The sequence below is a fragment of the Escherichia sp. E4742 genome, assembly GCF_005843885.1.
Lineage (GTDB): Bacteria > Pseudomonadota > Gammaproteobacteria > Enterobacterales > Enterobacteriaceae > Escherichia.
In genome coordinates this window covers 451,089-475,588 of record NZ_CP040443.1, presented here as the reverse complement: position 1 = coordinate 475,588, position 24,500 = coordinate 451,089, and the positions used below count along the sequence as shown (strand labels likewise).

The window sequence follows — 24,500 nt, the reverse complement described above, 5'->3', positions numbered from 1 at the left end:
ACTCCGTGGCTGGTTTTAGAATTTGGCGGCAAGAAGATCTTCCAGTTTGCGTTGATCAACGGCGAACAGGCGGATGCCTTCAGACAGTTTTTCTACCGCCATCGCATCCTGATTGTGCTCCCAACGGAACTCCGCTTCGCTCATGGGGGCAGGGCGTGGGAACGTCTGAGAAGGCGGGATCAATTTGCGGACGACTGGCGAGACTTTTTCCTGCAACTCTTTCAGCAAGTTCGGCGCGATAGTCAGACGATCGCAACCGGTTAAAGCGAGGATTTGCTCGGTACGGCGGAAACTTGCGCCCATCACAATGGTTTCATAGCGGTGCTGCTTGAAATAGTCGTAGATATTACGCACCGACTTAACGCCCGGATCTTCTTCCACCACATACGGATCCAGCGGCTTGCGCGCCTGATACCAGTCATAAATACGCCCGACAAATGGCGAAATCAGAAAAACGCCAGCTTCTGCACAGGCCCGTGCCTGAGCAAAGGAAAACAGCAGCGTCAGGTTGCAATTAATGCCTTCTTTTTCCAGTTCTTCTGCCGCGCGAATTCCTTCCCAGGTTGAGGCCAGTTTTATCAGAATTCGTGATTTATCAACGCCTTGTTGTTGATACAAGTCCACCAGGTGGCGCGCTTTTTCGATACTCTTTTCTTTGTCAAAAGAGAGGCGTGCGTCAACTTCTGTCGACACGCGACCGGGTACGATTTTGAGAATTTCTGTACCGAAATTGACTGCCAGTTTGTCGCAGGCCGCAACGACTTGTTGTTCCTGGGTCTTGCCATTTTTTTTACCCCAGGCAATAGCATCGTCTATTAAATGTTCATATTGTGATAAACCGGCAGCCTTGAGTAAAAGCGAAGGATTGGTGGTGGCATCCTGGGGATGATAATGCCGAATGGACTCAATATCACCGCTGTCTGCCACGACAGTGGTGAACTGTTTGATGCCGTCTAACTCGTTCATGGAAATACTCCTTGAAAAGTAAAGTGTTAGATGAGTGCGTTAATTCACACTTCTGAGAAATTTCGCTAAACGCATCAAAAAAGCATAGCAGACAGGCATGGTATTGCTGGATGAAGCAGGTAACATCGGTGTTATGGGATTATTACCAAAACATTATTTGATGGGGGAGAGTTTGGGCTTGCTCAGAGTCTCGAAGCTCCGGCAAGGTAATAATGTGCGCCACGTTGTGGGCTGAGGCAGTTGCCCACACCTATTTTTGTGAACGTTACGTGAAAGGAACAACCAAATGGATGAGCAGTTAAAACAAAGTGCACTTGATTTCCATGAATTTCCTGTACCAGGAAAAATCCAGGTTTCTCCGACCAAACCTCTGGCAACGCAGCGCGATCTGGCGCTGGCCTATTCACCGGGTGTCGCCGCGCCTTGTCTTGAAATCGAAAAAGATCCGTTAAAAGCCTACAAATATACCGCGCGCGGTAACCTGGTGGCAGTTATCTCTAACGGTACTGCAGTGCTGGGGTTGGGTAATATTGGCGCGCTGGCAGGTAAACCGGTGATGGAAGGTAAGGGCGTTCTGTTTAAGAAATTCGCCGGGATAGATGTGTTTGACATCGAAGTTGATGAACTCGACCCGGACAAATTTATCGAAGTGGTCGCCGCACTTGAACCGACCTTCGGCGGTATCAACCTCGAAGATATTAAAGCGCCAGAATGTTTCTATATTGAACAGAAACTGCGCCAGCGGATGAACATTCCGGTATTCCATGACGACCAACACGGGACGGCAATCATCAGCACCGCCGCCATTCTCAACGGATTACGCGTAGTAGAGAAAAATATCTCCGACGTACGGATGGTAGTTTCTGGTGCGGGCGCAGCGGCAATTGCCTGTATGAACCTGCTGGTGGCGCTGGGTCTGCAAAAACATAACATCGTGGTGTGCGACTCAAAAGGCGTTATTTATCAGGGGCGTGAGCCGAACATGGCGGAAACCAAAGCGGCTTACGCGGTGGTGGATGACGGCAAACGTAGCCTCGACGATGTGATTGAAGGCGCGGATATTTTCCTTGGTTGTTCCGGCCCGAAAGTGCTGACTCAGGAAATGGTGAAGAAAATGGCCCGCGCGCCGATGATCCTGGCGTTGGCGAACCCGGAACCGGAAATTCTGCCGCCACTGGCGAAAGAAGTGCGTCCGGATGCCATTATCTGTACCGGTCGTTCCGACTATCCGAACCAGGTTAACAACGTGCTTTGCTTCCCGTTCATCTTCCGTGGCGCGCTGGACGTTGGCGCAACCGCTATTAATGAAGAGATGAAACTGGCGGCGGTACGTGCGATTGCTGAACTGGCTCATGCGGAACAGAGCGAAGTGGTGGCTTCTGCGTATGGCGATCAGGATCTGAGCTTTGGCCCTGAATACATCATTCCAAAACCGTTTGATCCGCGCTTGATCGTTAAGATCGCCCCTGCGGTCGCCAAAGCAGCAATGGAGTCCGGCGTGGCGACGCGCCCGATTGCCGACTTTGACGCCTACATCGACAAACTGACCGAGTTCGTTTACAAAACCAACCTGTTTATGAAGCCGATCTTCTCCCAGGCTCGCAAAGCGCCGAAGCGCGTGGTGCTGCCGGAAGGTGAAGAGGCGCGCGTTTTGCACGCGACTCAGGAACTGGTAACGCTGGGACTGGCAAAACCGATCCTTATTGGTCGTCCGAACGTGATCGAAATGCGCATTCAGAAACTGGGCTTGCAGATCAAAGCGGGCGTTGATTTTGAGATCGTCAATAACGAATCCGATCCACGTTTTAAAGAGTACTGGAGCGAATACTTCCAGATCATGAAGCGCCGTGGTGTCACTCAGGAACAGGCACAACGTGCGCTGATCAGCAACCCGACGGTGATCGGTGCGATCATGGTTCAGCGTGGTGAAGCCGATGCGATGATCTGCGGAACGGTGGGCGATTATCACGAACACTTTAGCGTAGTGAAAAATGTCTTTGGTTATCGCGATGGCGTTCACACCGCAGGCGCAATGAACGCGCTGTTGCTGCCGAGTGGTAACACCTTTATTGCTGATACCTATGTTAATGATGACCCAGACGCAGAAGAGCTGGCGGAGATCACGCTGATGGCGGCAGAAACTGTCCGTCGTTTCGGTATTGAGCCGCGCGTTGCCTTACTGTCGCACTCTAACTTCGGTTCTTCTGACTGCCCGTCGTCGAGCAAAATGCGTAAAGCGCTGGAGCTAGTCAGGGAACGTGCGCCTGAGCTGATGATTGATGGCGAAATGCACGGTGATGCGGCGCTGGTAGAAGCGATTCGCAACGACCGTATGCCGGACAGTACCCTGAAAGGTTCCGCCAATATTCTGGTGATGCCGAACATGGAAGCTGCTCGTATTAGTTACAACTTACTGCGCGTTTCCAGCTCGGAAGGTGTCACCGTCGGCCCGGTACTGATGGGCGTGGCGAAACCGGTTCACGTGTTAACGCCGATCGCGTCAGTGCGTCGTATCGTCAACATGGTGGCGCTCGCCGTGGTTGAAGCCCAAACCCAGCCGCTGTAATTCTTTCTTAACTCTTACGCTTACCCTGAGTAATTCGGGGTAAGCGATTTTTATATTATCAATACGTCTTACTGCTTTTACTAATAGCAAATAAATTACCCGACATAAAAATAAAGTAATATCTTTATATTTATTCATGCTCTGCATATGAAAGTTTATGTATCACGGTAAATATCTCTCCATTCTTAGTGATCCACCTCACCTTTTAAACGCGTTTGCCGAATTTTGTTATTTACTCTGACGAAAAATTGTCACGATATACGCACGTTTTTTACAGGCGGCGACTCATGGACAAAGAACGCATCATTCAGGAATTTGTACCCGGGAAACAGGTCACGCTGGCGCATCTGATTGCGCATCCGGGTGAAGAACTGGCGAAGAAAATCGGCGTTCCGGATGCTGGCGCAATTGGCATCATGACGCTAACTCCCGGCGAAACAGCGATGATTGCCGGTGATTTAGCATTAAAAGCTGCCGATGTACATATCGGTTTTCTCGACCGCTTCAGCGGCGCATTGGTGATTTATGGCTCGGTGGGCGCAGTCGAAGAAGCTTTATCACAAACCGTCAGCGGTTTAGGGCGTTTATTAAATTATACGCTGTGTGAAATGACCAAAAGTTAATACGAGGCATTCATGAAGCGAATTGCGTTTGTGGGTAGCGTCGGGGCAGGAAAAACAACGTTATTTAATGCGTTGCAGGGAGATTATACCCTCGCCAGAAAAACACAGGCCGTGGAATTTAATGATAATGGCGATATTGATACTCCGGGTGAATATTTTAGCCATCCCCGTTGGTATCACGCCTTAATAACCACGCTACAGGATGTGGACATGCTGATATATGTCCACGGCGCAAATGATCCAGAAAGCCGATTACCTGCCGGGCTGCTGGATATTGGCGCCAGTAAACGGCAAATCGCCGTCATCAGTAAAACGGACATGCCGGATGCTGACGTCACCGCAACGCGACAGTTATTGCTTGAGACTGGCTTTGAAGAGCCAATTTTCGCGCTAAACAGCCATGACCCGCAAAGCGTGCAGCAACTGGTGGATTATCTGGCATCTCTCACCGAACAGGAGGAAGCAGGTGAAAAAACTCATCACAGCGAATGATATTCGTGAAGCACACGCGCGCGGCGAACAGGCAATGTCCGTGGTTCTGCGCGCCAGCATTATTACCCCCGAAGCGCGCGAAGTGGCGGATCTACTGGGTTTTACCATCACCGAGTGCGATGAATCGACGCCTGTAACGTCATCCGTTCCCGCCAGTGCATCAGCCGATAAAACCGAAAGCCAGCGCATCCGCGAAACCATCATTGCCCAGCTACCGGAAGGCCAGTTTACCGAAAGCCTGGTCGCGCAACTGATGGAAAAAGTGATGAAGGAAAAGCAGTCGCTGGAGCAGGGGGCAATGCAGCCGAGCTTCAAATCGGTGACGGGCAAAGGCGGCATCAAAGTTATTGATGGCAGCAGCGTGAAGTTTGGTCGTTTCGACGGCGCGGAGCCGCATTGCGTGGGCTTGACCGATCTTGTGACCGAAGACGACGGCAGCAGTATGGCCGCTGGTTTAATGCAGTGGGACAACGCCTTCTTCCCGTGGACCCTGAACTACGACGAAATCGACATGGTACTGGAAGGGGAACTGCATGTTCGCCACGAAGGCGAAACCATGATCGCCAAAGCGGGCGACGTGATGTTTATCCCGAAAGGATCCAGCATCGAATTTGGTACGACATCCAGCGTGAAATTCCTGTATGTCGCCTGGCCGGCTAACTGGCAATCCCTATGAAAGATTTCATCACCGAAGCATGGCTAAGAGCGAACCATACGCTCAGCGAAGGCGCAGAGATCCATCTCCCTGCGGACAGTCGCCTGACGCCCTCTGCCCGGGAGTTGCTGGAAAGCCGCCATCTGCGCATCAAGTTTATTGACGAGCAGGGCCGCCTGTTTGTTGACGATGAACAGCAGCAGCCGCAGCCCGTTCACGGGCTGACCAGTAGCGATGAGCATCCGCAGGCGTGCTGCGAACTGTGCCGCCAGCCGGTGGCAAAAAAGCCGGATACGCTGACTCATCTGTCGGCGGAAAAAATGGTTGCCAAAAGTGATCCACGCCTGGGTTTTCGCGCTGTTCTCGACAGCACCATTGCGCTGACAGTGTGGCTGCAAATTGAACTGGCGGAACCGTGGCAGCCGTGGCTGGCGGACATCCGTTCGCGTCTTGGCAACATTATGCGCGCCGATGCGTTGAATGAACCGCTCGCCGGGCAGGCGATTGTCGGGCTTTCTGACGAAGACCTGCATCGGCTTTCTCACCAGCCGCTGCGCTATCTCGACCACGATCATCTGGTGCCGGAAGCCAGCCACGGACGCGATGCGGCGTTGCTGAATCTGCTACGCACCAAAGTGCGGGAAACCGAAACCGTAGCGGCGCAGGTGTTTATCACCCGCAGTTTTGAAGTATTACGCCCGGACATCTTGCAGGCGCTGAACCGCCTTTCCAGCACGGTTTACGTGATGATGATCCTGAGCGTAACGAAGCAGCCGCTAACGGTGAAGCAGATCCAACTACGACTGGGGGAGACGCAATGATTATTGAACGTTGTCGTGAACTGGCGTTGCGAGCGTCCGCCAGAGTGGTTTTTCCAGATGCGTTAGACCAGCGTGTGCTGAAAGCCGCGCAATATCTGTATCAACAAGGTCTGGCGACGCCCATTCTGGTCGCCAGCCCGTTTGAACTTCGCCAGTTTGCGCTCAGTCACGGCGTGGCGATGGATGGGCTACAGGTGATTGATCCACATGGCAACCTCGCAATGCGGGAAGAATTTGCCCATCGCTGGCTGGCCCGTGCGGGCGAAAAAACGCCGCCGGATGCGCTGGAAAAACTCACCGATCCGCTGATGTTCGCCGCCGCAATGGTCAGCGCCGGTAAAGCAGATGTCTGCATTGCGGGCAACCTCTCTTCCACGGCGAATGTGCTGCGTGCCGGATTACGCATTATTGGTTTGCAGCCTGGCTGTAAAACGCTCTCTTCCATTTTCCTGATGCTGCCACAGTACAGCGGTCCGGCGTTGGGCTTTGCCGATTGCAGCGTGGTGCCGCAACCGACGGCGGCACAACTGGCGGATATCGCGCTTGCCAGCGCCGAAACCTGGCAGGCCATCACCGGAGAAGAGCCGCGCGTGGCGATGCTGTCGTTTTCCAGCAACGGTAGCGCCCGTCACCCCTGCGTTGCCAATGTGCAGCAGGCGACCGAAATCGTCCGTGAACGCGCACCGCAGTTGGTAGTCGATGGCGAGTTGCAGTTTGACGCCGCCTTCGTGCCGGATGTCGCGGCGCAAAAAGCGCCCACCAGCCCGCTACAGGGCAAAGCTAATGTGATGGTTTTTCCGTCGCTGGAAGCCGGAAATATTGGCTACAAAATCGCACAACGACTTGGCGGATATCGTGCCGTCGGGCCATTGATACAAGGACTTGCCGCGCCGATGCACGATCTCTCTCGTGGCTGTAGCGTGCAGGAAATTATCGAACTGGCGTTGGTGGCAGCCGTACCGCGTCAGACAGAAGTGAACCGCGAAAGTAGTTTACAAACATTGGTTGAATGAACGGTCCCGTTCTGGACCCCTATAAAGAGGAAAACACAATGGAAGCATTAGGAATGATCGAAACCCGGGGCCTGGTTGCACTGATTGAGGCTTCTGACGCGATGGTGAAAGCTGCGCGCGTCAAACTGGTCGGCGTGAAGCAGATTGGCGGCGGCCTGTGTACTGCCATGGTTCGCGGTGATGTTGCAGCCTGTAAAGCCGCGACCGATGCAGGTGCCGCAGCGGCACAGCGTATTGGCGAGTTGGTATCCGTACACGTTATCCCGCGTCCGCACGGCGACCTGGAAGAAGTCTTCCCGATTGGCCTGAAAGGCGACAGCAGCAACCTGTAATCACCCTGTGTGACGTCGATTCGGGCGTCACGCTCTCTCCTTTTTCATTTTACCTTCCACGGAGGGTGGGGGGAGCTTTTACCTGAAATACGCCACGGAGGCGGGTATGAAACTGGCAGTCGTCACTGGACAAATTGTTTGTACCGTACGCCATCACGGACTGGCGCATGACAAATTGCTGATGGTGGAAATGATTGATTCACAGGGAAAACCTGACGGGCAGTGTGCCGTTGCCATCGACAATATTGGCGCGGGAACCGGGGAGTGGGTGTTGCTGGTGAGTGGCAGTTCCGCCCGCCAGGCGCATAAAAGCGAAACGTCACCGGTCGATCTGTGCGTGATTGGCATCGTCGATGAGGTGGTGTCTGGCGGTCAGGTGATTTTCCACAAATAAGGCAGAACATCATGAATCAACAGGAAATTGAACAGGTGGTGAAAGCGGTACTGCTGAAAATGCAAAGCAGTGACACGCCGCCCGCCGCCGTTCATGAGATGGGCGTTTTTGCGTCCCTGGATGACGCCGTTGCGGCAGCCAAAGTTGCCCAGCAAGGGTTAAAGAGCGTGGCAATGCGCCAGTTAGCCATTGCTGCCATTCGTGAAGCAGGCGAAAAACACGCCAGAGATTTAGCGGAACTTGCCGTCAGTGAAACCGGCATGGGTCGCGTCGAAGATAAATTTGCCAAAAATGTCGCTCAGGCGCGCAGCACACCAGGCGTTGAGTGTCTCTCTCCGCAGGTGCTGACGGGTGACAACGGCCTGACTTTAATTGAAAACGCGCCCTGGGGCGTAGTGGCTTCGGTGACGCCTTCCACTAACCCGGCGGCAACCGTAATTAACAACGCCATCAGCCTGATTGCCGCGGGCAACAGCGTCATTTTTGCCCCGCATCCGGCGGCGAAAAAAGTCTCCCAGCGCGCGATTACGCTGCTCAACCAGGCGATTGTTGCCGCAGGCGGGCCGGAAAACTTACTGGTTACCGTGGCAAACCCGGATATCGAAACCGCGCAACGCTTGTTTAAGTTTCCGGGCATCGGCCTGCTGGTGGTGACTGGCGGCGAAGCGGTAGTAGAAGCGGCGCGTAAACACACCAATAAACGCCTGATTGCCGCAGGTGCCGGTAACCCGCCAGTGGTGGTGGATGAAACCGCCGACCTCGCCCGTGCCGCTCAGTCCATCGTCAAAGGCGCTTCTTTCGATAACAACATCATCTGTGCCGATGAAAAGGTGCTGATTGTTGTTGATAGCGTAGCCGATGAACTGATGCGTCTGATGGAAGGCCAGCACGCGGTGAAACTGACCGCAGAGCAGGCGCAGCAGCTGCAACCTGTGTTGCTGAAAAATATCGACGAGCGCGGAAAAGGCACTGTCAGCCGTGACTGGGTTGGTCGTGATGCAGGCAAAATCGCGGCAGCAATCGGCCTGAACGTCCCGTCAGAAACGCGATTGCTGTTTGTGGAAACCACCGCAGAACATCCGTTTGCCGTGACAGAACTGATGATGCCGGTGCTGCCCGTCGTGCGCGTCGCCAACGTGGCGGATGCCATTGCGCTGGCGGTGAAACTGGAAGGCGGTTGCCACCACACGGCGGCAATGCACTCGCGCAATATCGAGAACATGAACCAGATGGCAAACGCTATTGATACCAGCATTTTCGTCAAGAACGGGCCGTGCATTGCCGGGCTGGGGCTGGGCGGGGAAGGCTGGACCACGATGACTATCACCACGCCAACCGGTGAAGGTGTAACCAGCGCGCGTACTTTTGTCCGTCTGCGTCGCTGTGTATTAGTCGATGCGTTTCGCATTGTTTAAGGAGTAACCGATGGCGCACGACGAACAATGGCTCGCCCCACGACTGCAAACTGCGGCAACGTTGTGTAACCAGACGCATGCCGCGACGGCATCGTCTGGGATTTCTTCGGCGCTGTCACCATTGTTCGTCGCCATCTCGACACTCTTGAGCAGCAATTCGGTCGCCGTTTTAGCCATGCGGCGACCTCATTTCCTCCTGGTACGGACCCGCGTATTTCCATCAACGTGCTGGAGTCTGCCGGACTGGAAGTGAGTCATGTGCTGGATGAGCCAACCGCAGTTGCGGATCTGCTGCAACTGGATAACGCAGGCGTCGTGGATATCGGCGGCGGCACCACCGGTATTGCCATCGTGAAACAGGGCAAGGTGACTTACTCGGCGGATGAAGCCACCGGCGGACATCACATCTCTCTGACTCTCGCCGGAAATCGTCGTATTTCGCTGGAAGAGGCGGAGCAGTACAAGCGCGGTCATGGTGACGAGATTTGGCCTGCGGTGAAACCGGTGTACGAAAAAATGGCGGACATTGTTGCCCGGCATATTGAAGGGCAGAGCATTACTGATTTATGGCTGGCGGGCGGCTCCTGTATGCAACCGGGCGTGGCGGAACTGTTTCGCAAACAATTCCCGACATTACAGGTGCATTTACCGCAGCACAGTTTGTTTATGACCCCGCTGGCGATCGCCAGTAGCGGGCGAGAGAAAGCGGAGGGGCTATATGCAAAATGAATTGCAGACCGCGCTCTTTAAGGCGTTCGACACCCTGAATCTGCAACGGGTAAAAACATTTAGCGTCCCGCCTGTCACACTCTGTGGTCTGGGCGCAGTGAGCAGTTGCGGGCAGGAAGCACAAACGCGCGGGCTGAAACATTTGTTTGTGATGGCGGATGGCTTTTTGCATCAGTCGGGGATGACCGCCGGGCTGATTCGCAGTCTGACCGTCAAAGGTATCGCTATGACGCTCTGGCCGTGTCCGGTGGGCGAACCGTGCATTACTGACGTGTGCGCAGCCGTGGCGCAGCTGCGTGAATCAGGCTGCGATGGTGTCATCGCGTTTGGCGGTGGCTCGGTGCTCGATGCAGCGAAAGCCGTGGCGTTGCTGGTGACGAATTCCGATAGCACGCTGGCAAAAATGTCAGAAACCAGCGTTCTGCAACCACGATTGCCGCTGATTGCCATTCCAACGACCGCCGGAACCGGCTCTGAAACGACTAACGTGACGGTGATTATCGATGCGGTAAGCGGGCGCAAACAGGTGTTAGCACATGCCTCGCTGATGCCGGATGTCGCGATTCTCGACGCTGCGCTAACCGAAGGCGTGCCGTCGCATGTGACGGCGATGACTGGCATCGATGCGTTAACTCACGCCATTGAAGCGTATAGCGCGCTGAACGCCACCCCATTTACCGACAGCCTGGCGATTGGTGCCATTGCGATGATTGGTCAATCACTGCCGAAAGCGGTGGGCTACGGGCACGACCTTGCCGCCCGCGAGAGCATGTTGCTGGCTTCATGTATGGCGGGAATGGCGTTTTCCAGCGCCGGGCTTGGGTTATGCCACGCGATGGCGCATCAGCCGGGCGCAGCGCTGCATATCCCGCACGGTCTGGCGAACGCCATGCTGCTGCCAACGGTGATGGAATTTAACCGGATGGTTTGTCGTGAACGCTTTAGTCAGGTTGGTCGGGCGCTGCGAACTAAAAAATCCGACGATCGTGACGCTATTAATGCGGTAAGCGAGTTGATTGCGGAAGTTGGGATCGGGAAACGACTGGGCGATGTTGGTGCGACATCGGCGCATTACGGTGCATGGGCGCAGGCCACGCAGGAAGATATTTGTCTGCGTAGTAACCCGCGTACCGCCAGCCTGGAACAGATTGTCGGCCTGTACGCAGCGGCGCAATAAATGCCGGATGCGACGCTTGCCGCGTCTTATCCGGCCTTCGGGATTGCACATGTAGGGCGGATAAGGCGTTTACGCCGCATCCGCCAATAAATAACAACTAACAGGGAGTAAAGGCGATGGGAATTAACGAAATCATCATGTACATCATGATGTTCTTTATGCTGATAGCTGCCGTAGACAGGATCCTGTCGCAGTTCGGCGGTTCTGCTCGTTTCCTCGGTAAGTTCGGTAAAAGTATCGAAGGATCCGGCGGGCAGTTCGAAGAAGGCTTTATGGCAATGGGCGCACTGGGCCTGGCGATGGTGGGTATGACCGCGCTGGCACCGGTACTGGCCCACGTACTCGGGCCGTTGATTATCCCGGTTTACGAAATGCTCGGCGCAAACCCGTCAATGTTCGCCGGAACGCTGCTGGCGTGCGATATGGGCGGCTTCTTCCTCGCCAAAGAGCTGGCGGGCGGTGATATGGCAGCGTGGCTATACTCTGGGTTAATTCTCGGGTCGATGATGGGGCCAACGATTGTGTTTTCCATTCCGGTGGCGCTCGGCATTATCGAACCTTCTGACCGTCGTTATCTGGCGCTCGGCGTGCTGGCGGGCATTGTGACCATTCCGATTGGCTGTATCGCTGGTGGTCTGGTGGCTATGTATTCCGGCGTGCAAATCAACGGTCAGCCAGTGGAATTCACCTTTGCCCTGATCCTGATGAACATGATCCCGGTACTTATCGTCGCGGTACTGGTGGCGCTGGGGCTGAAATTCATCCCGGAAAAAATGATCAACGGCTTCCAGATCTTCGCCAAATTTCTCGTTGCATTGATTACCCTCGGCCTTGCTGCCGCGGTGGTGAAATTCTTGCTTGGCTGGGAACTGATCCCGGGCCTTGATCCGATCTTTATGGCTCCTGGCGATAAACCAGGTGAGGTGATGCGCGCCATTGAAGTTATCGGCTCTATCTCCTGCGTGCTGTTAGGTGCGTATCCGATGGTGCTGCTGCTGACCCGCTGGTTTGAAAAACCGCTGATGAGCGTCGGTAAGGTGCTGAATATGAACAATATCGCGGCAGCAGGCATGGTGGCAACGCTTGCTAACAACATCCCGATGTTCGGCATGATGAAGCAGATGGATACCCGCGGCAAAGTCATCAACTGCGCCTTCGCCGTTTCCGCAGCCTTCGCCCTGGGCGACCACTTAGGCTTCGCCGCTGCCAACATGAACGCCATGATCTTCCCGATGATTGTCGGCAAGTTGATCGGCGGCGTAACGGCGATTGGCGTGGCGATGATGCTGGTGCCAAAAGAAGACGCGACCACAGCTAAAGCCGAAGCGGAGACACAATCGTGAACACTCGCCAGCTACTGAGCGTCGGTATCGATATCGGCACCACTACCACCCAGGTGATCTTCTCCCACCTGGAGCTGGTTAACCGTGCGGCGGTGTCGCAGGTGCCGCGCTACGAATTTATCAAACGCGAAATTAGCTGGCAAAGTCCGGTGTTCTTTACCCCTGTCGATAAACAGGGCGGTTTAAAAGAAGCGGAGCTGAAAACTTTAATCCTCGAGCAATATCAGGCTGCGGGCATTGCGCCGGAAAGTGTTGATTCCGGTGCCATCATCATCACCGGAGAAAGCGCGAAAACCCGCAATGCTCGCCCGGCGGTGATGACGCTTTCCCAGTCGCTGGGCGATTTTGTCGTCGCCAGCGCCGGACCGCATCTCGAATCTGTGATTGCGGGTCACGGTGCCGGGGCGCAAACCCTTTCAGAACAACGGCTGTGTCGGGTACTGAATATCGACATCGGCGGTGGCACCGCGAACTACGCCCTGTTCGACGCCGGAAAAATCAGTGGTACTGCCTGCCTCAACGTTGGCGGTCGCCTGCTGGAAACTGACAGCCAGGGGCGCGTGGTGTACGTCCATAAACCGGGGCAGATGATTGTGGATGAGTGCTTCGGCGCAGGCACCGACGCCCGTTCGCTGACTGGTGCGCAACTGGTGCAGGTTACCCGGCGGATGGCGGAACTGATTGTCGAAGTGATTGACGGAACGCTCTCGCCGCTCGCGCAGGCATTAATGCAAACCGGTTTGCTGCCCGCAGGTGTTACGCCCGAAATCATTACGCTTTCTGGCGGCGTGGGCGAATGTTATCGCCACCAGCCCGCTGACCCGTTCTGTTTCGCCGATATTGGCCCGCTTCTGGCAACGGCGCTGCATGACCATCCGCGCCTGCGTGAGATGAATGTGCAGTTTCCGGCGCAAACCGTGCGCGCCACGGTGATTGGCGCGGGTGCACATACCCTTTCGCTCTCTGGCAGCACAATCTGGCTGGAGGGCGTACAACTGCCGCTGCGTAATTTGCCGGTGGCGATCCCAATTGATGAAACGGATCTGGTGAGTGCCTGGCAACAGGCACTGATTCAACTGGATCTTTGCCCCAAAACTGATGCGTACGTGCTGGCGCTTCCCGCCTCGCTGCCTGTGCGTTACGCCGCGGTACTGACGGTCATCAACGCGCTGGTCGATTTCGTCGCGCGTTTTCCGAATCCGCATCCCCTGCTGGTGGTGGCCGGGCAGGACTTTGGTAAAGCTCTGGGCATGTTGTTGCGCCCACAGCTACAACAACTCCCGTTGGCAGTCATTGATGAAGTGATTGTCCGCGCGGGGGACTATATCGACATTGGTACGCCTCTTTTTGGCGGATCGGTTGTGCCGGTGACGGTGAAATCACTCGCATTTCCTTCCTGAGGGAACGACTTATGAAACTAAAGACCACATTGTTCGGCAATGTATATCAGTTTAAGGATGTAAAAGAGGTGCTGGCTAAAGCCAACGAACTGCGTTCGGGGGATGTGCTGGCGGGCGTTGCAGCGGCAAGCTCGCAGGAGCGCGTGGCGGCAAAGCAGGTGTTGTCGGAAATGACCGTAGCGGACATCCGCAATAATCCGGTGATTGCCTATGAAGATGACTGCGTCACGCGGCTGATTCAGGACGACGTCAACGAAACGGCCTACAACCAGATTAAAAACTGGAGCATCAGCGAGCTGCGTGAGTATGTGCTGAGTGACGAAACCAGCGTTGATGACATTGCCTTTACCCGCAAAGGGCTGACCTCGGAAGTGGTGGCTGCGGTAGCGAAGATTTGCTCTAACGCGGACCTGATCTACGGCGCGAAGAAAATGCCGGTTATCAAAAAGGCCAATACCACCATCGGTATTCCTGGCACCTTTAGCGCCCGTTTGCAGCCGAACGATACCCGTGACGACGTGCAAAGTATCGCCGCGCAAATCTACGAAGGGCTTTCCTTCGGGGTGGGCGATGCGGTGATTGGCGTCAACCCGGTAACTGACGACGTGGAAAACTTAAGCCGCGTGTTGGATACCATCTATGGCGTGATCGACAAATATAACATTCCGACCCAGGGCTGCGTGCTGGCGCACGTTACCACCCAGATTGAAGCGATTCGTCGCGGCGCGCCGGGCGGGCTGATTTTCCAGAGTATCTGTGGCAGCGAAAAAGGGCTGAAAGAGTTTGGCGTGGAACTGGCGATGCTCGACGAAGCGCGCGCAGTGGGCGCGGAGTTCAACCGTATCGCCGGGGAAAACTGCCTCTACTTTGAAACCGGACAAGGTTCCGCGCTCTCCGCTGGCGCGAACTTCGGCGCGGACCAGGTGACGATGGAGGCGCGTAACTATGGGCTGGCGCGTCATTACGATCCGTTTATCGTCAACACCGTGGTCGGTTTTATTGGGCCGGAGTATCTCTACAACGACCGCCAGATTATTCGCGCAGGTCTTGAAGATCACTTTATGGGCAAGCTGAGCGGCATCTCTATGGGCTGTGACTGCTGCTACACCAACCACGCTGACGCTGACCAGAATCTCAACGAAAACCTGATGATCCTGCTCGCCACAGCAGGCTGCAACTACATCATGGGGATGCCGCTGGGCGATGACATCATGCTCAACTACCAGACCACGGCCTTCCACGACACCGCCACTGTGCGTCAGTTACTCAACCTGCGCCCGTCACCGGAGTTTGAACGCTGGCTGGAAAGCATGGGCATTATGGCAAACGGTCGCCTGACCAAACGGGCGGGCGATCCGTCACTGTTCTTCTGATGACGCGGAGATAACACATCATGGATCAAAAACAGATTGAAGAAATTGTACGCAGCGTGATGGCGTCAATGGGACAAGCGGCCCCCGCGCCGTCAGAAGCAAAGTGTGCCACCACCACCTGTGCGACACCAGTGACCACGGAAAGCTGCGCGCTGGATTTAGGTTCCGCTGAAGCAAAAGCATGGATTGGCGTGGAAAATCCGCATCGCGCAGACGTATTAACAGAACTGCGTCGCAGCACCGTGGCCCGCGTTTGTACCGGTCGTGCCGGTCCGCGTCCGCGTACCCAGGCGCTGCTGCGTTTCCTGGCCGATCACTCTCGTTCGAAAGATACCGTACTGAAAGAAGTGCCGGAAGAGTGGGTGAAAGCGCAGGGCTTGCTGGAAGTGCGCTCTGAAATTAGCGACAAAAACCTCTACCTGACTCGCCCGGATATGGGCCGCCGCCTGTGCGCAGAAGCTGTTGAAGCGCTGAAATCACAGTGTGTTGCTAATCCGGACGTACAGGTCGTTGTCTCCGATGGCCTGTCAACTGATGCCATCACCGTGAACTATGAAGAGATCCTGCCACCGCTGATGGCGGGCCTGAAACAGGCTGGTTTGAAAGTCGGCACGCCGTTCTTTGTGCGTTACGGTCGCGTGAAGATTGAAGATCAGATTGGCGAACTTCTTGGCGCGAAAGTGGTGATCCTGTTGGTGGGCGAACGCCCGGGGCTGGGACAGTCGGAAAGCCTTTCCTGCTACGCCGTTTACTCACCGCGTATGGCGACCACCGTTGAGGCCGATCGCACCTGTATTTCTAACATTCACCAGGGCGGCACGCCGCCGGTTGAAGCCGCAGCAGTTATTGTGGATTTGGCGAAACGTATGCTGGAGCAGAAAGCATCCGGCATCAACATGACCCGATAAGGAGGCATCATGCCAGCTTTAGATTTGATTCGACCGTCGGTCACCGCCATGCGGGTGATTGCCTCCGTTAACGCCGATTTTGCGCGTGAGCTGAAATTACCGCCGCATATTCGTAGCCTTGGGCTTATTTCCGCCGACTCCGATGACGTAACCTACATTGCCGCTGATGAAGCGACCAAACAGGCGATGGTGGAAGTGGTGTATGGCCGCTCGCTGTATGCAGGAGCCGCACACGGCCCGTCACCGACTGCCGGTGAAGTGCTGATTATGCTGGGCGGGCCAAACCCGGCGGAAGTGCGTGCTGGTCTGGATGCAATGGTTGCGCATATTGAAAATGGCGCGGCGTTCCAGTGGGCGAACGATAAGCAAGATACGGCATTCCTCGCTCATGTGGTTTCGCGTACTGGTTCTTATCTCTCTTCCACTGCGGGTATTATGCTTGGCGATCCGATGGCGTATCTGGTGGCGCCGCCGCTGGAAGCGACTTATGGCATTGATGCAGCGTTAAAGTCTGCCGACGTACAGCTGGTGACTTATGTCCCGCCGCCGTCAGAAACCAACTATTCCGCCGCATTCTTAACGGGAAGCCAGGCGGCGTGTAAAGCGGCCTGTAATGCCTTTACCGATGCAGTGCTGGAAATCGCGCGGAATCCAATCCAGCGTGCGTAACGGAGGTTGCCGATGATCAATGCACTGGGATTGCTGGAAGTGGACGGCATGGTCGCCGCAATTGATGCGGCAGATGCCATGCTGAAAGCGGCCAACGTGCGCCTGCTCAGTCATGAAGTACTTGACCCTGGTAGGTTGACGCTGGTGGTGGAAGGCGATCTGGCGGCGTGTCGTGCGGCGCTGGACGCAGGTTGTGCTGCTGCGATGCGTACCGGGCGCGTCATCAGCCGCAAGGAGATCGGTCGGCCAGACGATGACATCCAGTGGCTGGTTACTGGCTTTAACCGCCAGCCGAAGCAAGCTGACGCGTCAGCTATTGCCGAGGGATCTGCTGGCGAGTTGTTGGCGCTGTTAACATCAGTACGTCAGGGAATGACGGCAGGAGAAGTGGCTGCCCACTTTGGCTGGGCGTTGGAAAAAGCCAGAAATGCTCTCGAACAGCTCTTTTCTGCCGGGACGTTGCGTAAACGCAGTAGTCGTTATCGTCTCAAGCCCCATTAATCTGTCGGAGGTGCCGGGTGTCATATAACACCCGGCATTAACATCATGAAAAAGCCCCGTACAGCTAATTTGCACCATCTTTATCATGACCCCTTATCCGAAAACCTGAAGCTTACGCCGAAGGTCGAAGTGGATAATGTTCATCAACGACAGACAACGGATGTCTATGAACATGCTTTGACGATTACCGCCTGGCAGCAGATTTACGATCAGCTGCATCCGGGCAAGTTTCATGGTGAATTTACGGAAATTCTGCTCGATGATATTCAGGTTTTCCGTGAATACACCGGTCTGGCACTGCGTCAGTCGTGCCTGGTCTGGCCGAACTCTTTCTGGTTTGGTATTCCGGCGACACGCGGCGAACAGGGATTTATCGGCTCACAATGCCTGGGAAGCGCGGAAATTGCCACGCGCCCTGGTGGCACCGAGTTTGAACTGAGTACACCGGATGATTATACGATCCTTGGCGTGGTGCTTTCTGAAGATGTCATTACCCGGCAGGCTAACTTTTTGCATAACCCGGAAAGGGTGCTGCATATGTTACGTAACCAGTCGGCGCTGGAAGTGAAAGAGCAGCATAAAGCCGCGCTGTGGGGCTTTGTCCAACAGGCGCTGGCGACATTTTGCGAGAACCCGGAGAATCTTCATCAGCCTGCGGTGCGTAAAGTGCTGGGGGATAATTTGCTGATGGCTATGGGGGCGATGCTGGAAGAAGCGCAACCAATGGTGACGGCGGAAAGTATTAGTCATCAGAGTTACCGCCGTTTGCTTTCCCGCGCCCGTGAATATGTGCTGGAAAACATGTCCGAACCGGTAACCGTACTGGACTTGTGTAATCAACTGCATGTCAGCCGCCGCACCTTACAAAACGCGTTTCACGCTATTTTAGGCATTGGCCCGAATGCGTGGCTAAAACGCATTCGCCTGAATGCCGTGCGCCGTGAACTGATTAGTCCGTGGTCGCAAAGTATGACGGTAAAAGACGCCGCCATGCAGTGGGGATTCTGGCATCTGGGGCAATTTGCCACGGATTATCAGCAACTGTTTGCCGAGAAGCCGTCACTGACACTGCATCAGCGGATGCAGGAGTTGGGGTGAGGGAATTAAACCCAATCCCTGACCTTAATAAACTCACTCAACGCAGCTTCCGGACTGCCTGCTTCTGGCTGATAATCATACTCCCAGCGTACCAGCGGCGGCATGGACATCAGGATTGACTCGGTGCGCCCGCCGGTTTGTAAGCCAAACAGCGTACCGCGATCCCAGACCAGGTTGAATTCGACATAACGACCGCGACGGTAGAGCTGGAAATTACGCTCGCGCTCGCCGTATTCCATCGCTTTACGTCGCTCAACAATCGGCAAGTATGCGTCGGTGTAGCCTTTGCCTACCGCCTGCATAAAGGCGAAGCAGTGGTCGAAGTCTGGCGTGTTCAGGTCATCAAAGAACAGCCCGCCAATGCCGCGCTGTTCGTTACGATGTTTGAGGTAGAAGTATTCGTCGCACCACTTTTTATAACGTGGATAAACGTCTTCACCAAATGGCAGGCAAAGGTCACGGGCGGTGCGGTGCCAGTGAATGGCGTCTTCTTCAAAGCCATAGAATGGGGTTAAGTCGAATCCACCGCCAAACCACCAGACGGGATCGGCGCCTGGTTTTTCGGCAATAAAAAAGCGCACATTCGCGTGGCTGGTGGGGACATACGGGTTATTTGGATGCACTACCAGCGATACGCCCATCGCCTCGAAACTGCGCCCGGCAAGTTCCGGGCGATGAGCGGTCGCGGAAGCGGGCATCGCGTCGCCGTGGACGTGAGAAAAGTTGACGCCCGCCTGTTCGAAAACACCACCATTACGCAACACTCGACTACGCCCGCCGCCACCAGCTTCGCGCTGCCAGCTATCTTCGACAAACTCTGCGCCATCTACGGCGCTCAGTTGCTGACAAATTGTGTCCTGAAGGTTGAGCAGGAACTGTTTAACCTGGTGTGCGTCGGGCTTCATAACTTACCGCTTTTTCGAGTGTGCTTTCTGGTTATCAAACCAGTGGAAATAACTGATCACGCCTTCAGCAATCGCTGTGGCGATTTTCTGACGAAACGCCGCCGTGCCTAACAGCCGTTCTTCTTCCGGGTTGGTGATAAACGAAGTTTCCACCAGCACTGAAGGAACCGACGGCGATTTCAACACCACAAACGCGGCTTGTTCGGTGTTGCGGCTGTGCAGTTTATGCACCGGCTTAATCTTCTTCAGAATATGCGAGCCGAGCGTCAGACTATTTTTAATGGTATCTGTTTGCACCAGATCAAACAGCACTTGTTGCAATAGGTGATCCCTGTCAGTCGCCTTTTTCCCGGCAACTTCATCAGCACGGTTTTCGCGTTCGGACAAATATTTTGCCATCGCGCTACTTGCGCCACGGTTAGAGAGGGCAAAGACCGATGCACCGGCAGCTTTCGGGTTGGTAAAGCCGTCGGCGTGAATTGACATAAACAGGTCAGCGCCATGTTTATGGGCGATTTCAACGCGATCATACAGTGGAATAAAGGTATCGCCAGAACGCGTCAGCCGCGCATCAATGCCATGATTGCGCAAAATTGAACGGACGTTTTTGGCAATCGCCAGCACCACGTGTTTTTCTTTTGACCCGTTGCGGCCAATCGCACCGGTATCAATCCCGCCGTGACCTGGATCGAGAACGACTATCCGCTTGCCCCCGGCTTTTTTGGCTTTCGGCTTAGTGTGTCCGTTGCTGGTTTTTAAAGGTTCTTCTTTGGCGATGGCTTGTGACATTCCTGACAACGTCAGGGCAGCCAATCCGGCTTTCAGCACCTGGCGGCGCGAAGTGAGTGTTTTTAGTGGTTTAAAAGTGCTCATACGGCCTGAGTTGTAATAATGAAGTTCCAGATGTTATATCGTATCGCGTAATCCGTTACGACGGTTTGCTGGTGAGAATTGTTTTACTTTTCATTTCAATAAATGACAACGCGTCATTATGCCACTTTTTCAACCGATTTTCGTCAGATATTGGCTAATTCGGTCGTTCACGCCATAATCACCCTTTTAACCCCCAAAAAGGTAACTCATACCATGGAGATACGCGTATTTCGCCAGGAAGATTTCGAAGAGGTCATCACCCTTTGGGAGCGTTGCGACTTGCTGCGTCCGTGGAACGATCCGGAAATGGACATCGAACGCAAGATGAACCATGACGTCAGTTTGTTCCTGGTCGCGGAAGTGAATGGTGAAGTGGTGGGAACGGTGATGGGCGGTTATGACGGGCATCGCGGATCTGCTTATTATCTTGGCGTGCATCCGGAGTTTCGCGGGCGCGGCATTGCTAACGCGTTGCTTAATCGGCTGGAGAAAAAGCTAATTGCCCGCGGTTGCCCGAAAATTCAGATCAACGTGCCGGAAGACAACGACATGGTGCTCGGAATGTACGAACGCCTGGGATATGAACACGCTGATGTGCTGAGTCTGGGTAAGCGTTTGATTGAAGATGAAGAGTACTGAGTTTCATCCTGTCCATTATGATGCGCACGGACGCCTGCGTTTACCTTTTCTCTTCTGGCTTGTGCTACTGCTTCAGGCGCGAACCTGGGTGCTGTTCGTGATTGCCGGTGCGTCGCGTGAGCAGGGTACTGCGCTGCTGAATCTGTTTTATCCCGATCACGATAATTTTTGGCTGGGGTTAATTCCCGGCATTCCAGCAGTGCTGGCGTTTTTGCTGAGTGGTCGGCGCGCTACGTTTCCCCGTATCTGGCATGGGCTCTATTTTCTGTTGCTGTTGGCGCAAGTGGTTTTACTTTGCTGGCAACCGTGGCTGTGGCTGAACGGCGAATCGGTTAGCGGAATCGGTCTGGCGCTGGTAGTGGCGGATATTGTGGCGTTAATCTGGCTGCTGACCAATCGACGTTTACGCGCTTGTTTTGTGGTTGAGAAAGAATAACGGCACTTTTTTGCAAATTCGCACTCCAAGCAACGTTATTGAATAACCAAAGGAAGTGAGATGAAATCGCTGCGTTTAATGTTATGCGCTATGCCGTTGATGCTGACCGGCTGTTCCACGATGTCGTCAGTTAACTGGTCTGCCGCGAATCCGTGGAACTGGTTTGGGTCGTCCACCAAAGTGAGCGAGCAGGGCGTGGGTGAATTAACGGCGTCCACACCACTGCAAGAACAAGCGATTGCCGATGCGCTTGATGGCGATTATCGCCTGCGCAGCGGAATGAAAACCGCGAACGGCAACGTGGTGCGCTTTTTTGAAGTGATGAAAGGCGACAACGTGGCGATGGTGATTAACGGTGATCAAGGTACAATCAGCCGCATTGACGTTTCAGATAGCGATATTCCTGCGGACACCGGTGTAAAAATCGGTACACCGTTTAGCGACCTTTACAGCAAAGCATTTGGCAATTGCCAAAAAGCCGATGGTGATGATCGTGCTGTCGAATGTAAAGCTGAAGGCAGTCAACATATTAGCTACCAGTTCAGCGGTGAATGGAGTGGTCCTGAAGGGTTAATGCCTTCGGACGATACCTTGAAAAACTGGAAAGTCAGTAAAATTATCTGGCGACGTTAATTTGCGTCTGAACAAACCGTTAATCACAAAAAACACGTAAAATAGCGCCCAACAATGCCACGGATTGCGTGGCATTATTATTTTCAGGAGGAACAATGTCTCAGGTTCAGAGTGGCATTTTGCCAGAACATTGCCGCGCGGCGATTTGGATCGAAGCCAACGTAAAAGGGGAAGTTGATGCCCTGCGTTCGGCCAGTAAAACATTTGCCAACAAACTGGCGACTTTTGAAGCGAAATTCCCGGACGCACATCTTGGTGCAGTCGTTGCCTTTGGTAACAACACCTGGCGTGCTCTGAGCGGCGGCGTTGGTGCCGAAGAGCTGAAAGATTTTCCGGGCTACGGCAAAGGTCTTGCGCCGACCACTCAGTTCGATGTGTTAATCCACATTCTTTCTCTGCGTCATGACGTAAACTTTTCTGTCGCCCAGGCGGCGATGGAAGCCTTTGGTGACTGCATTGAAGTGAAAGAAGAGATCCACGGCTTCCGTTGGGTTGAAGAGCGTGACCTGAGCGGCTTTGTTGACGGCACAGAAAACCCGGCGGGTGAAGAGACGCGTCGCGAAGTGGCGGTTATCAAAGACGGCGTGGATGCAGGCGGCAGCTATGTGTTTGTGCAGCGTTGGGAGCACAACCTGAAGCAACTCAACCGTATGAGCGTTCACGATCAGGAGATGATGATCGGCCGTACCAAAGAAGCCAACGAAGAGATTGATGGCGACGAACGTCCGGAAACCTCTCACCTGACCCGTGTTGATCTGAAAGAAGATGGCAAAGGACTGAAGATTGTTCGCCAGAGCCTGCCGTACGGCACCGCCAGTGGCACTCACGGTCTGTACTTCTGCGCCTACTGTGCGCGTCTGCATAACATTGAGCAGCAACTGCTGAGCATGTTTGGCGATACCGATGGTAAGCGTGATGCGATGTTGCGTTTCACCAAACCGGTAACCGGCGGCTATTACTTCGCGCCGTCGCTGGACAAGCTGATGGCGCTGTAAGCGTTTCTGTTTCGATGATTAAAGGCCAGCCAGTAGCGTTACTGACTGGCCTCAGATTGTTGATAAAGTGCGCGTTGTACACGCCGGATGCGACGTGAACGTCTTATCCGGCCTACGAAATCGTGCTAATTCAATACATTGCAGGGGCGGCGTAGGCCTGATAAGCGTAGCGCATCAGGCAGTTTTGCGTTTGTCAGCAGTCTCAGGCCAGCCAGTAACAAAACTGACGGGCCTTTTTATTACTTTTGCTTCAACGCCGCATACACCTGATCAACTACCCAACCATAAGTTGCAATCGGTAACTGACCGCTTTCGAACATATTGGGATTTTTTTGTGGATCGGCAACTGGCGAATGGGGCTTGTTGCTTAACATCACAATCGCCATATGATTGACCGGATCGATAACGGTTACCGTCCCGGTCCAGCCAGTGTGACCGTAGGTTTGCGGGCTTGCCTGCGTGCCAAACGTCGGCGTCATGGTGGCATTACCATTCACGCGCCAGCCAAGGCCAAAAGTGGCGTCTTCCTTTGAGCTGGTGGTGAACATCTTCACCGTTTCCGCACTGAACAGCTTCACATCACCATAGCCACCGCCGTTCAGCATCGTTTGCATTAACACCGCAATATCGCCGGTATTGGAAAACAAACCTGCGTGTCCGGAAACGCCGCCCATCGAATAGAACGCTTTTTCATCGTGCACCTGACCCCAGATAGTGGAGGTGCGGATATTCGGAAAGTGGATCACGCCATCGCGGGTATTACCGTTCAGTTCCGTCGCGGCAATTTGCTGCGGTTTAAAGCCTTTCAGTAGCGGATTAAACACCGTGTGCGTCAGGCCGAGCGGGCGATAAATCGACTCTTCAACATAGCGGTCAAGCGGCTGGCCAGTAACTGACTCGACGATAAATCCAAGCAGCATATAATCGACATCGCTGTAGATATGTTTGCTGCCGGGCTGATACTCCAGCGGTGTGCGCTTGATCATCTCCAGCGTCTGGCCTTTATCCTGCGAATATAACGCGCCCGCGACCGCTTTATTCGGGTATTGTGGGTCCGCCGGGAAACCGCCGCTGTGATGCAGCAGATCAGAAATCCGCAGCGTGTTTTTGCCTTTGATGGTGTCATTTGGACTGTCGGCAAACCCTGGAATATATTTCGCAATCAGATCGTCGGGATGCAGTTTGCCTTCGCTCATCAGCTTTTGCAGAGCGAAGTTTGTGGCGTACATCTTGGTGTTTGAGGCCAGGTCATACAGCGTCTCGGTGGTGGCTTTTACAGGCTGCGCCATCAACACGCTGCCATCGTACTTTTTCGCCATCCCCCAGGCTTTGCGATACACAATCTGATTATCTTTAATAATCAGTAGGTTTACGCCGGGATAACCGGCATCAACTTGCTGGTTAATCCAGCGATCCATTTGGTTAAGCCGTTCGACATTGAACCCTGCTTTCTCTGGCGAACTTTCTGTCAGAACAGGGTATTTTGCGGCGCTGACGCTACAGCTGACAGCCAGCAGAGAAAGATAGAGCATTGTCCGTTTCAT

The 24,500-nt window shown here is 54.2% G+C and carries 25 protein-coding genes and 1 pseudogene; 22 read left to right on the top strand and 4 right to left on the bottom strand.

The window, feature by feature from the left end:
• Positions 1-15: 15 nt before the first annotated feature.
• Entirely contained in the window at positions 16-966 is a 951-nt protein-coding gene (gene tal / locus FEM44_RS02330) for a transaldolase (protein WP_135521598.1), read from the bottom strand.
• A 286-nt stretch (positions 967-1,252) separates the two neighbouring features.
• On the opposite strand from tal, the gene maeB reads away from it, so the two are divergent.
• The 18 genes and pseudogenes from maeB (at position 1,253) to eutR (ending at position 18,475) form a co-directional block, all read left to right on the top strand.
• On the top strand, positions 1,253-3,532 hold the full coding sequence (gene maeB / locus FEM44_RS02325) for an NADP-dependent oxaloacetate-decarboxylating malate dehydrogenase (protein ID WP_135521600.1): 2,280 nt from the start codon (positions 1,253-1,255) through the stop codon (positions 3,530-3,532).
• Positions 3,533-3,819: 287 nt separating this feature from the next.
• Complete coding sequence (eutS, locus tag FEM44_RS02320) at positions 3,820-4,155, top strand: ethanolamine utilization microcompartment protein EutS (RefSeq protein ID WP_000356956.1); 336 nt, start codon at positions 3,820-3,822, stop codon at positions 4,153-4,155.
• A gap of 12 nt (positions 4,156-4,167) precedes the next feature.
• Positions 4,168-4,647, top strand: a complete 480-nt coding sequence (eutP, locus tag FEM44_RS02315) for an ethanolamine utilization acetate kinase EutP (protein ID WP_135521602.1) — start codon at positions 4,168-4,170, stop codon at positions 4,645-4,647.
• Positions 4,622-5,323: an ethanolamine utilization acetate kinase EutQ gene (gene eutQ, locus FEM44_RS02310; RefSeq protein WP_135521604.1), complete on the top strand. Its 702-nt coding sequence runs from the start codon at positions 4,622-4,624 to the stop codon at positions 5,321-5,323. Before eutP ends, eutQ begins: the two co-directional genes overlap by 26 nt.
• Positions 5,320-6,123, top strand: a complete 804-nt coding sequence (eutT, locus tag FEM44_RS02305; RefSeq protein WP_135521606.1) for an ethanolamine utilization cob(I)yrinic acid a,c-diamide adenosyltransferase EutT — start codon at positions 5,320-5,322, stop codon at positions 6,121-6,123. Before eutQ ends, eutT begins: the two co-directional genes overlap by 4 nt.
• Complete coding sequence (pta, locus tag FEM44_RS02300) at positions 6,120-7,136, top strand: phosphate acetyltransferase (RefSeq protein ID WP_135521608.1); 1,017 nt, start codon at positions 6,120-6,122, stop codon at positions 7,134-7,136. Before eutT ends, pta begins: the two co-directional genes overlap by 4 nt.
• 38 nt (positions 7,137-7,174) lie before the next feature.
• Positions 7,175-7,468, top strand: a complete 294-nt coding sequence (gene eutM / locus FEM44_RS02295) for an ethanolamine utilization microcompartment protein EutM (protein ID WP_000387713.1) — start codon at positions 7,175-7,177, stop codon at positions 7,466-7,468.
• 106 nt (positions 7,469-7,574) lie between these two features.
• The gene (eutN, locus tag FEM44_RS02290) at positions 7,575-7,862 is read left to right on the top strand and encodes an ethanolamine utilization microcompartment protein EutN (RefSeq protein WP_135521610.1); all 288 of its coding nucleotides are present in this window, start codon (positions 7,575-7,577) and stop codon (positions 7,860-7,862) included.
• An 11-nt stretch (positions 7,863-7,873) separates the two neighbouring features.
• Entirely contained in the window at positions 7,874-9,277 is a 1,404-nt protein-coding gene (locus FEM44_RS02285; RefSeq protein ID WP_135521612.1) for an aldehyde dehydrogenase family protein, read from the top strand.
• 10 nt (positions 9,278-9,287) lie between these two features.
• Positions 9,288-10,006, top strand: a pseudogene (eutJ, locus tag FEM44_RS02280) (ethanolamine utilization protein EutJ).
• Entirely contained in the window at positions 9,996-11,183 is a 1,188-nt protein-coding gene (gene eutG / locus FEM44_RS02275; RefSeq protein ID WP_135521614.1) for an ethanolamine utilization ethanol dehydrogenase EutG, read from the top strand. The pseudogene eutJ and the gene eutG overlap by 11 nt, the downstream one beginning before the upstream one ends.
• Positions 11,184-11,299: 116 nt before the next feature.
• Positions 11,300-12,526, top strand: coding sequence for an ethanolamine utilization protein EutH (gene eutH / locus FEM44_RS02270; RefSeq protein ID WP_135521616.1), 1,227 nt, complete (start codon positions 11,300-11,302; stop codon positions 12,524-12,526).
• Positions 12,523-13,926 (top strand): ethanolamine ammonia-lyase reactivating factor EutA, encoded by a 1,404-nt coding sequence (gene eutA, locus FEM44_RS02265; protein WP_135521618.1) that lies wholly within the window; start codon positions 12,523-12,525, stop codon positions 13,924-13,926. The genes eutH and eutA overlap by 4 nt, the downstream gene beginning before the upstream one ends.
• An 11-nt stretch (positions 13,927-13,937) precedes the next feature.
• Positions 13,938-15,299, top strand: coding sequence for an ethanolamine ammonia-lyase subunit alpha (gene eutB / locus FEM44_RS02260; RefSeq protein ID WP_000769975.1), 1,362 nt, complete (start codon positions 13,938-13,940; stop codon positions 15,297-15,299).
• Positions 15,300-15,319: 20 nt separating this feature from the next.
• On the top strand, positions 15,320-16,207 hold the full coding sequence (gene eutC / locus FEM44_RS02255; RefSeq protein WP_135521620.1) for an ethanolamine ammonia-lyase subunit beta: 888 nt from the start codon (positions 15,320-15,322) through the stop codon (positions 16,205-16,207).
• A 9-nt stretch (positions 16,208-16,216) separates the two neighbouring features.
• Complete coding sequence (eutL, locus tag FEM44_RS02250; RefSeq protein ID WP_135521622.1) at positions 16,217-16,876, top strand: ethanolamine utilization microcompartment protein EutL; 660 nt, start codon at positions 16,217-16,219, stop codon at positions 16,874-16,876.
• A gap of 12 nt (positions 16,877-16,888) precedes the next feature.
• Positions 16,889-17,377 carry an ethanolamine utilization microcompartment protein EutK gene (gene eutK, locus FEM44_RS02245; RefSeq protein ID WP_135521624.1) on the top strand — a complete coding sequence of 163 codons (489 nt, stop codon included), beginning with the start codon at positions 16,889-16,891 and terminating at the stop codon, positions 17,375-17,377.
• A 45-nt stretch (positions 17,378-17,422) separates the two neighbouring features.
• The gene (eutR, locus tag FEM44_RS02240) at positions 17,423-18,475 is read left to right on the top strand and encodes an HTH-type transcriptional regulator EutR (RefSeq protein ID WP_130216830.1); all 1,053 of its coding nucleotides are present in this window, start codon (positions 17,423-17,425) and stop codon (positions 18,473-18,475) included.
• Positions 18,476-18,480: 5 nt separating this feature from the next.
• On the opposite strand, the gene hemF is transcribed toward eutR, so the two are convergent.
• Together hemF and amiA are read right to left on the bottom strand one after the other, a co-directional pair.
• Positions 18,481-19,380: an oxygen-dependent coproporphyrinogen oxidase gene (gene hemF, locus FEM44_RS02235; RefSeq protein ID WP_135521626.1), complete on the bottom strand. Its 900-nt coding sequence runs from the start codon at positions 19,378-19,380 to the stop codon at positions 18,481-18,483.
• Positions 19,381-19,383: 3 nt separating this feature from the next.
• Complete coding sequence (gene amiA, locus FEM44_RS02230; RefSeq protein WP_130207396.1) at positions 19,384-20,253, bottom strand: N-acetylmuramoyl-L-alanine amidase AmiA; 870 nt, start codon at positions 20,251-20,253, stop codon at positions 19,384-19,386.
• Positions 20,254-20,466: 213 nt separating this feature from the next.
• Here amiA and FEM44_RS02225 point away from each other — a divergent pair, with 213 nt between their 5' ends.
• From FEM44_RS02225 to yfeX, 4 genes are all read left to right on the top strand, one after another.
• The gene (locus FEM44_RS02225; RefSeq protein WP_000406000.1) at positions 20,467-20,892 is read left to right on the top strand and encodes a GNAT family acetyltransferase; all 426 of its coding nucleotides are present in this window, start codon (positions 20,467-20,469) and stop codon (positions 20,890-20,892) included.
• A complete protein-coding gene (locus tag FEM44_RS02220; RefSeq protein WP_135521628.1) occupies positions 20,879-21,328 on the top strand; it encodes a DUF2919 domain-containing protein in 450 nt (149 codons plus the stop codon). The genes FEM44_RS02225 and FEM44_RS02220 overlap by 14 nt, the downstream gene beginning before the upstream one ends.
• 60 nt (positions 21,329-21,388) lie before the next feature.
• Entirely contained in the window at positions 21,389-21,961 is a 573-nt protein-coding gene (locus FEM44_RS02215; protein ID WP_135521630.1) for an RpoE-regulated lipoprotein, read from the top strand.
• 95 nt (positions 21,962-22,056) lie between these two features.
• Positions 22,057-22,956, top strand: coding sequence for a porphyrinogen peroxidase (gene yfeX, locus FEM44_RS02210; protein ID WP_135521632.1), 900 nt, complete (start codon positions 22,057-22,059; stop codon positions 22,954-22,956).
• A 239-nt stretch (positions 22,957-23,195) separates the two neighbouring features.
• Here the strand turns inward: yfeX and pbp4b are convergent, their stop codons facing one another.
• Positions 23,196-24,500, bottom strand: a complete 1,305-nt coding sequence (pbp4b, locus tag FEM44_RS02205) for a penicillin binding protein PBP4B (RefSeq protein WP_135521634.1) — start codon at positions 24,498-24,500, stop codon at positions 23,196-23,198.

Excerpts from the sequence above, each read along its gene's own strand:
- eutB (WP_000769975.1), top strand. The coding sequence starts at position 13,938 with ATGAAACTAAAGACCACATTGTTCGGCAATGTATATCAGTTTAAGGAT.
- eutS (WP_000356956.1), top strand. The coding sequence starts at position 3,820 with ATGGACAAAGAACGCATCATTCAGGAATTTGTACCCGGGAAACAGGTC.
- amiA (WP_130207396.1), bottom strand. The coding sequence starts at position 20,253 with ATGAGCACTTTTAAACCACTAAAAACACTCACTTCGCGCCGCCAGGTG.
- FEM44_RS02285 (WP_135521612.1), top strand. The coding sequence starts at position 7,874 with ATGAATCAACAGGAAATTGAACAGGTGGTGAAAGCGGTACTGCTGAAA.
- eutN (WP_135521610.1), top strand. The coding sequence starts at position 7,575 with ATGAAACTGGCAGTCGTCACTGGACAAATTGTTTGTACCGTACGCCAT.
- eutH (WP_135521616.1), top strand. The coding sequence starts at position 11,300 with ATGGGAATTAACGAAATCATCATGTACATCATGATGTTCTTTATGCTG.
- FEM44_RS02225 (WP_000406000.1), top strand. The coding sequence starts at position 20,467 with ATGGAGATACGCGTATTTCGCCAGGAAGATTTCGAAGAGGTCATCACC.
- maeB (WP_135521600.1), top strand. The coding sequence starts at position 1,253 with ATGGATGAGCAGTTAAAACAAAGTGCACTTGATTTCCATGAATTTCCT.
- eutM (WP_000387713.1), top strand. The coding sequence starts at position 7,175 with ATGGAAGCATTAGGAATGATCGAAACCCGGGGCCTGGTTGCACTGATT.
- eutR (WP_130216830.1), top strand. The coding sequence starts at position 17,423 with ATGAAAAAGCCCCGTACAGCTAATTTGCACCATCTTTATCATGACCCC.
- FEM44_RS02220 (WP_135521628.1), top strand. The coding sequence starts at position 20,879 with ATGAAGAGTACTGAGTTTCATCCTGTCCATTATGATGCGCACGGACGC.
- yfeX (WP_135521632.1), top strand. The coding sequence starts at position 22,057 with ATGTCTCAGGTTCAGAGTGGCATTTTGCCAGAACATTGCCGCGCGGCG.
- FEM44_RS02215 (WP_135521630.1), top strand. The coding sequence starts at position 21,389 with ATGAAATCGCTGCGTTTAATGTTATGCGCTATGCCGTTGATGCTGACC.
- eutG (WP_135521614.1), top strand. The coding sequence starts at position 9,996 with ATGCAAAATGAATTGCAGACCGCGCTCTTTAAGGCGTTCGACACCCTG.
- eutP (WP_135521602.1), top strand. The coding sequence starts at position 4,168 with ATGAAGCGAATTGCGTTTGTGGGTAGCGTCGGGGCAGGAAAAACAACG.
- eutC (WP_135521620.1), top strand. The coding sequence starts at position 15,320 with ATGGATCAAAAACAGATTGAAGAAATTGTACGCAGCGTGATGGCGTCA.
- pbp4b (WP_135521634.1), bottom strand. The coding sequence starts at position 24,500 with ATGAAACGGACAATGCTCTATCTTTCTCTGCTGGCTGTCAGCTGTAGC.
- hemF (WP_135521626.1), bottom strand. The coding sequence starts at position 19,380 with ATGAAGCCCGACGCACACCAGGTTAAACAGTTCCTGCTCAACCTTCAG.
- eutT (WP_135521606.1), top strand. The coding sequence starts at position 5,320 with ATGAAAGATTTCATCACCGAAGCATGGCTAAGAGCGAACCATACGCTC.
- tal (WP_135521598.1), bottom strand. The coding sequence starts at position 966 with ATGAACGAGTTAGACGGCATCAAACAGTTCACCACTGTCGTGGCAGAC.
- pta (WP_135521608.1), top strand. The coding sequence starts at position 6,120 with ATGATTATTGAACGTTGTCGTGAACTGGCGTTGCGAGCGTCCGCCAGA.
- eutL (WP_135521622.1), top strand. The coding sequence starts at position 16,217 with ATGCCAGCTTTAGATTTGATTCGACCGTCGGTCACCGCCATGCGGGTG.
- eutK (WP_135521624.1), top strand. The coding sequence starts at position 16,889 with ATGATCAATGCACTGGGATTGCTGGAAGTGGACGGCATGGTCGCCGCA.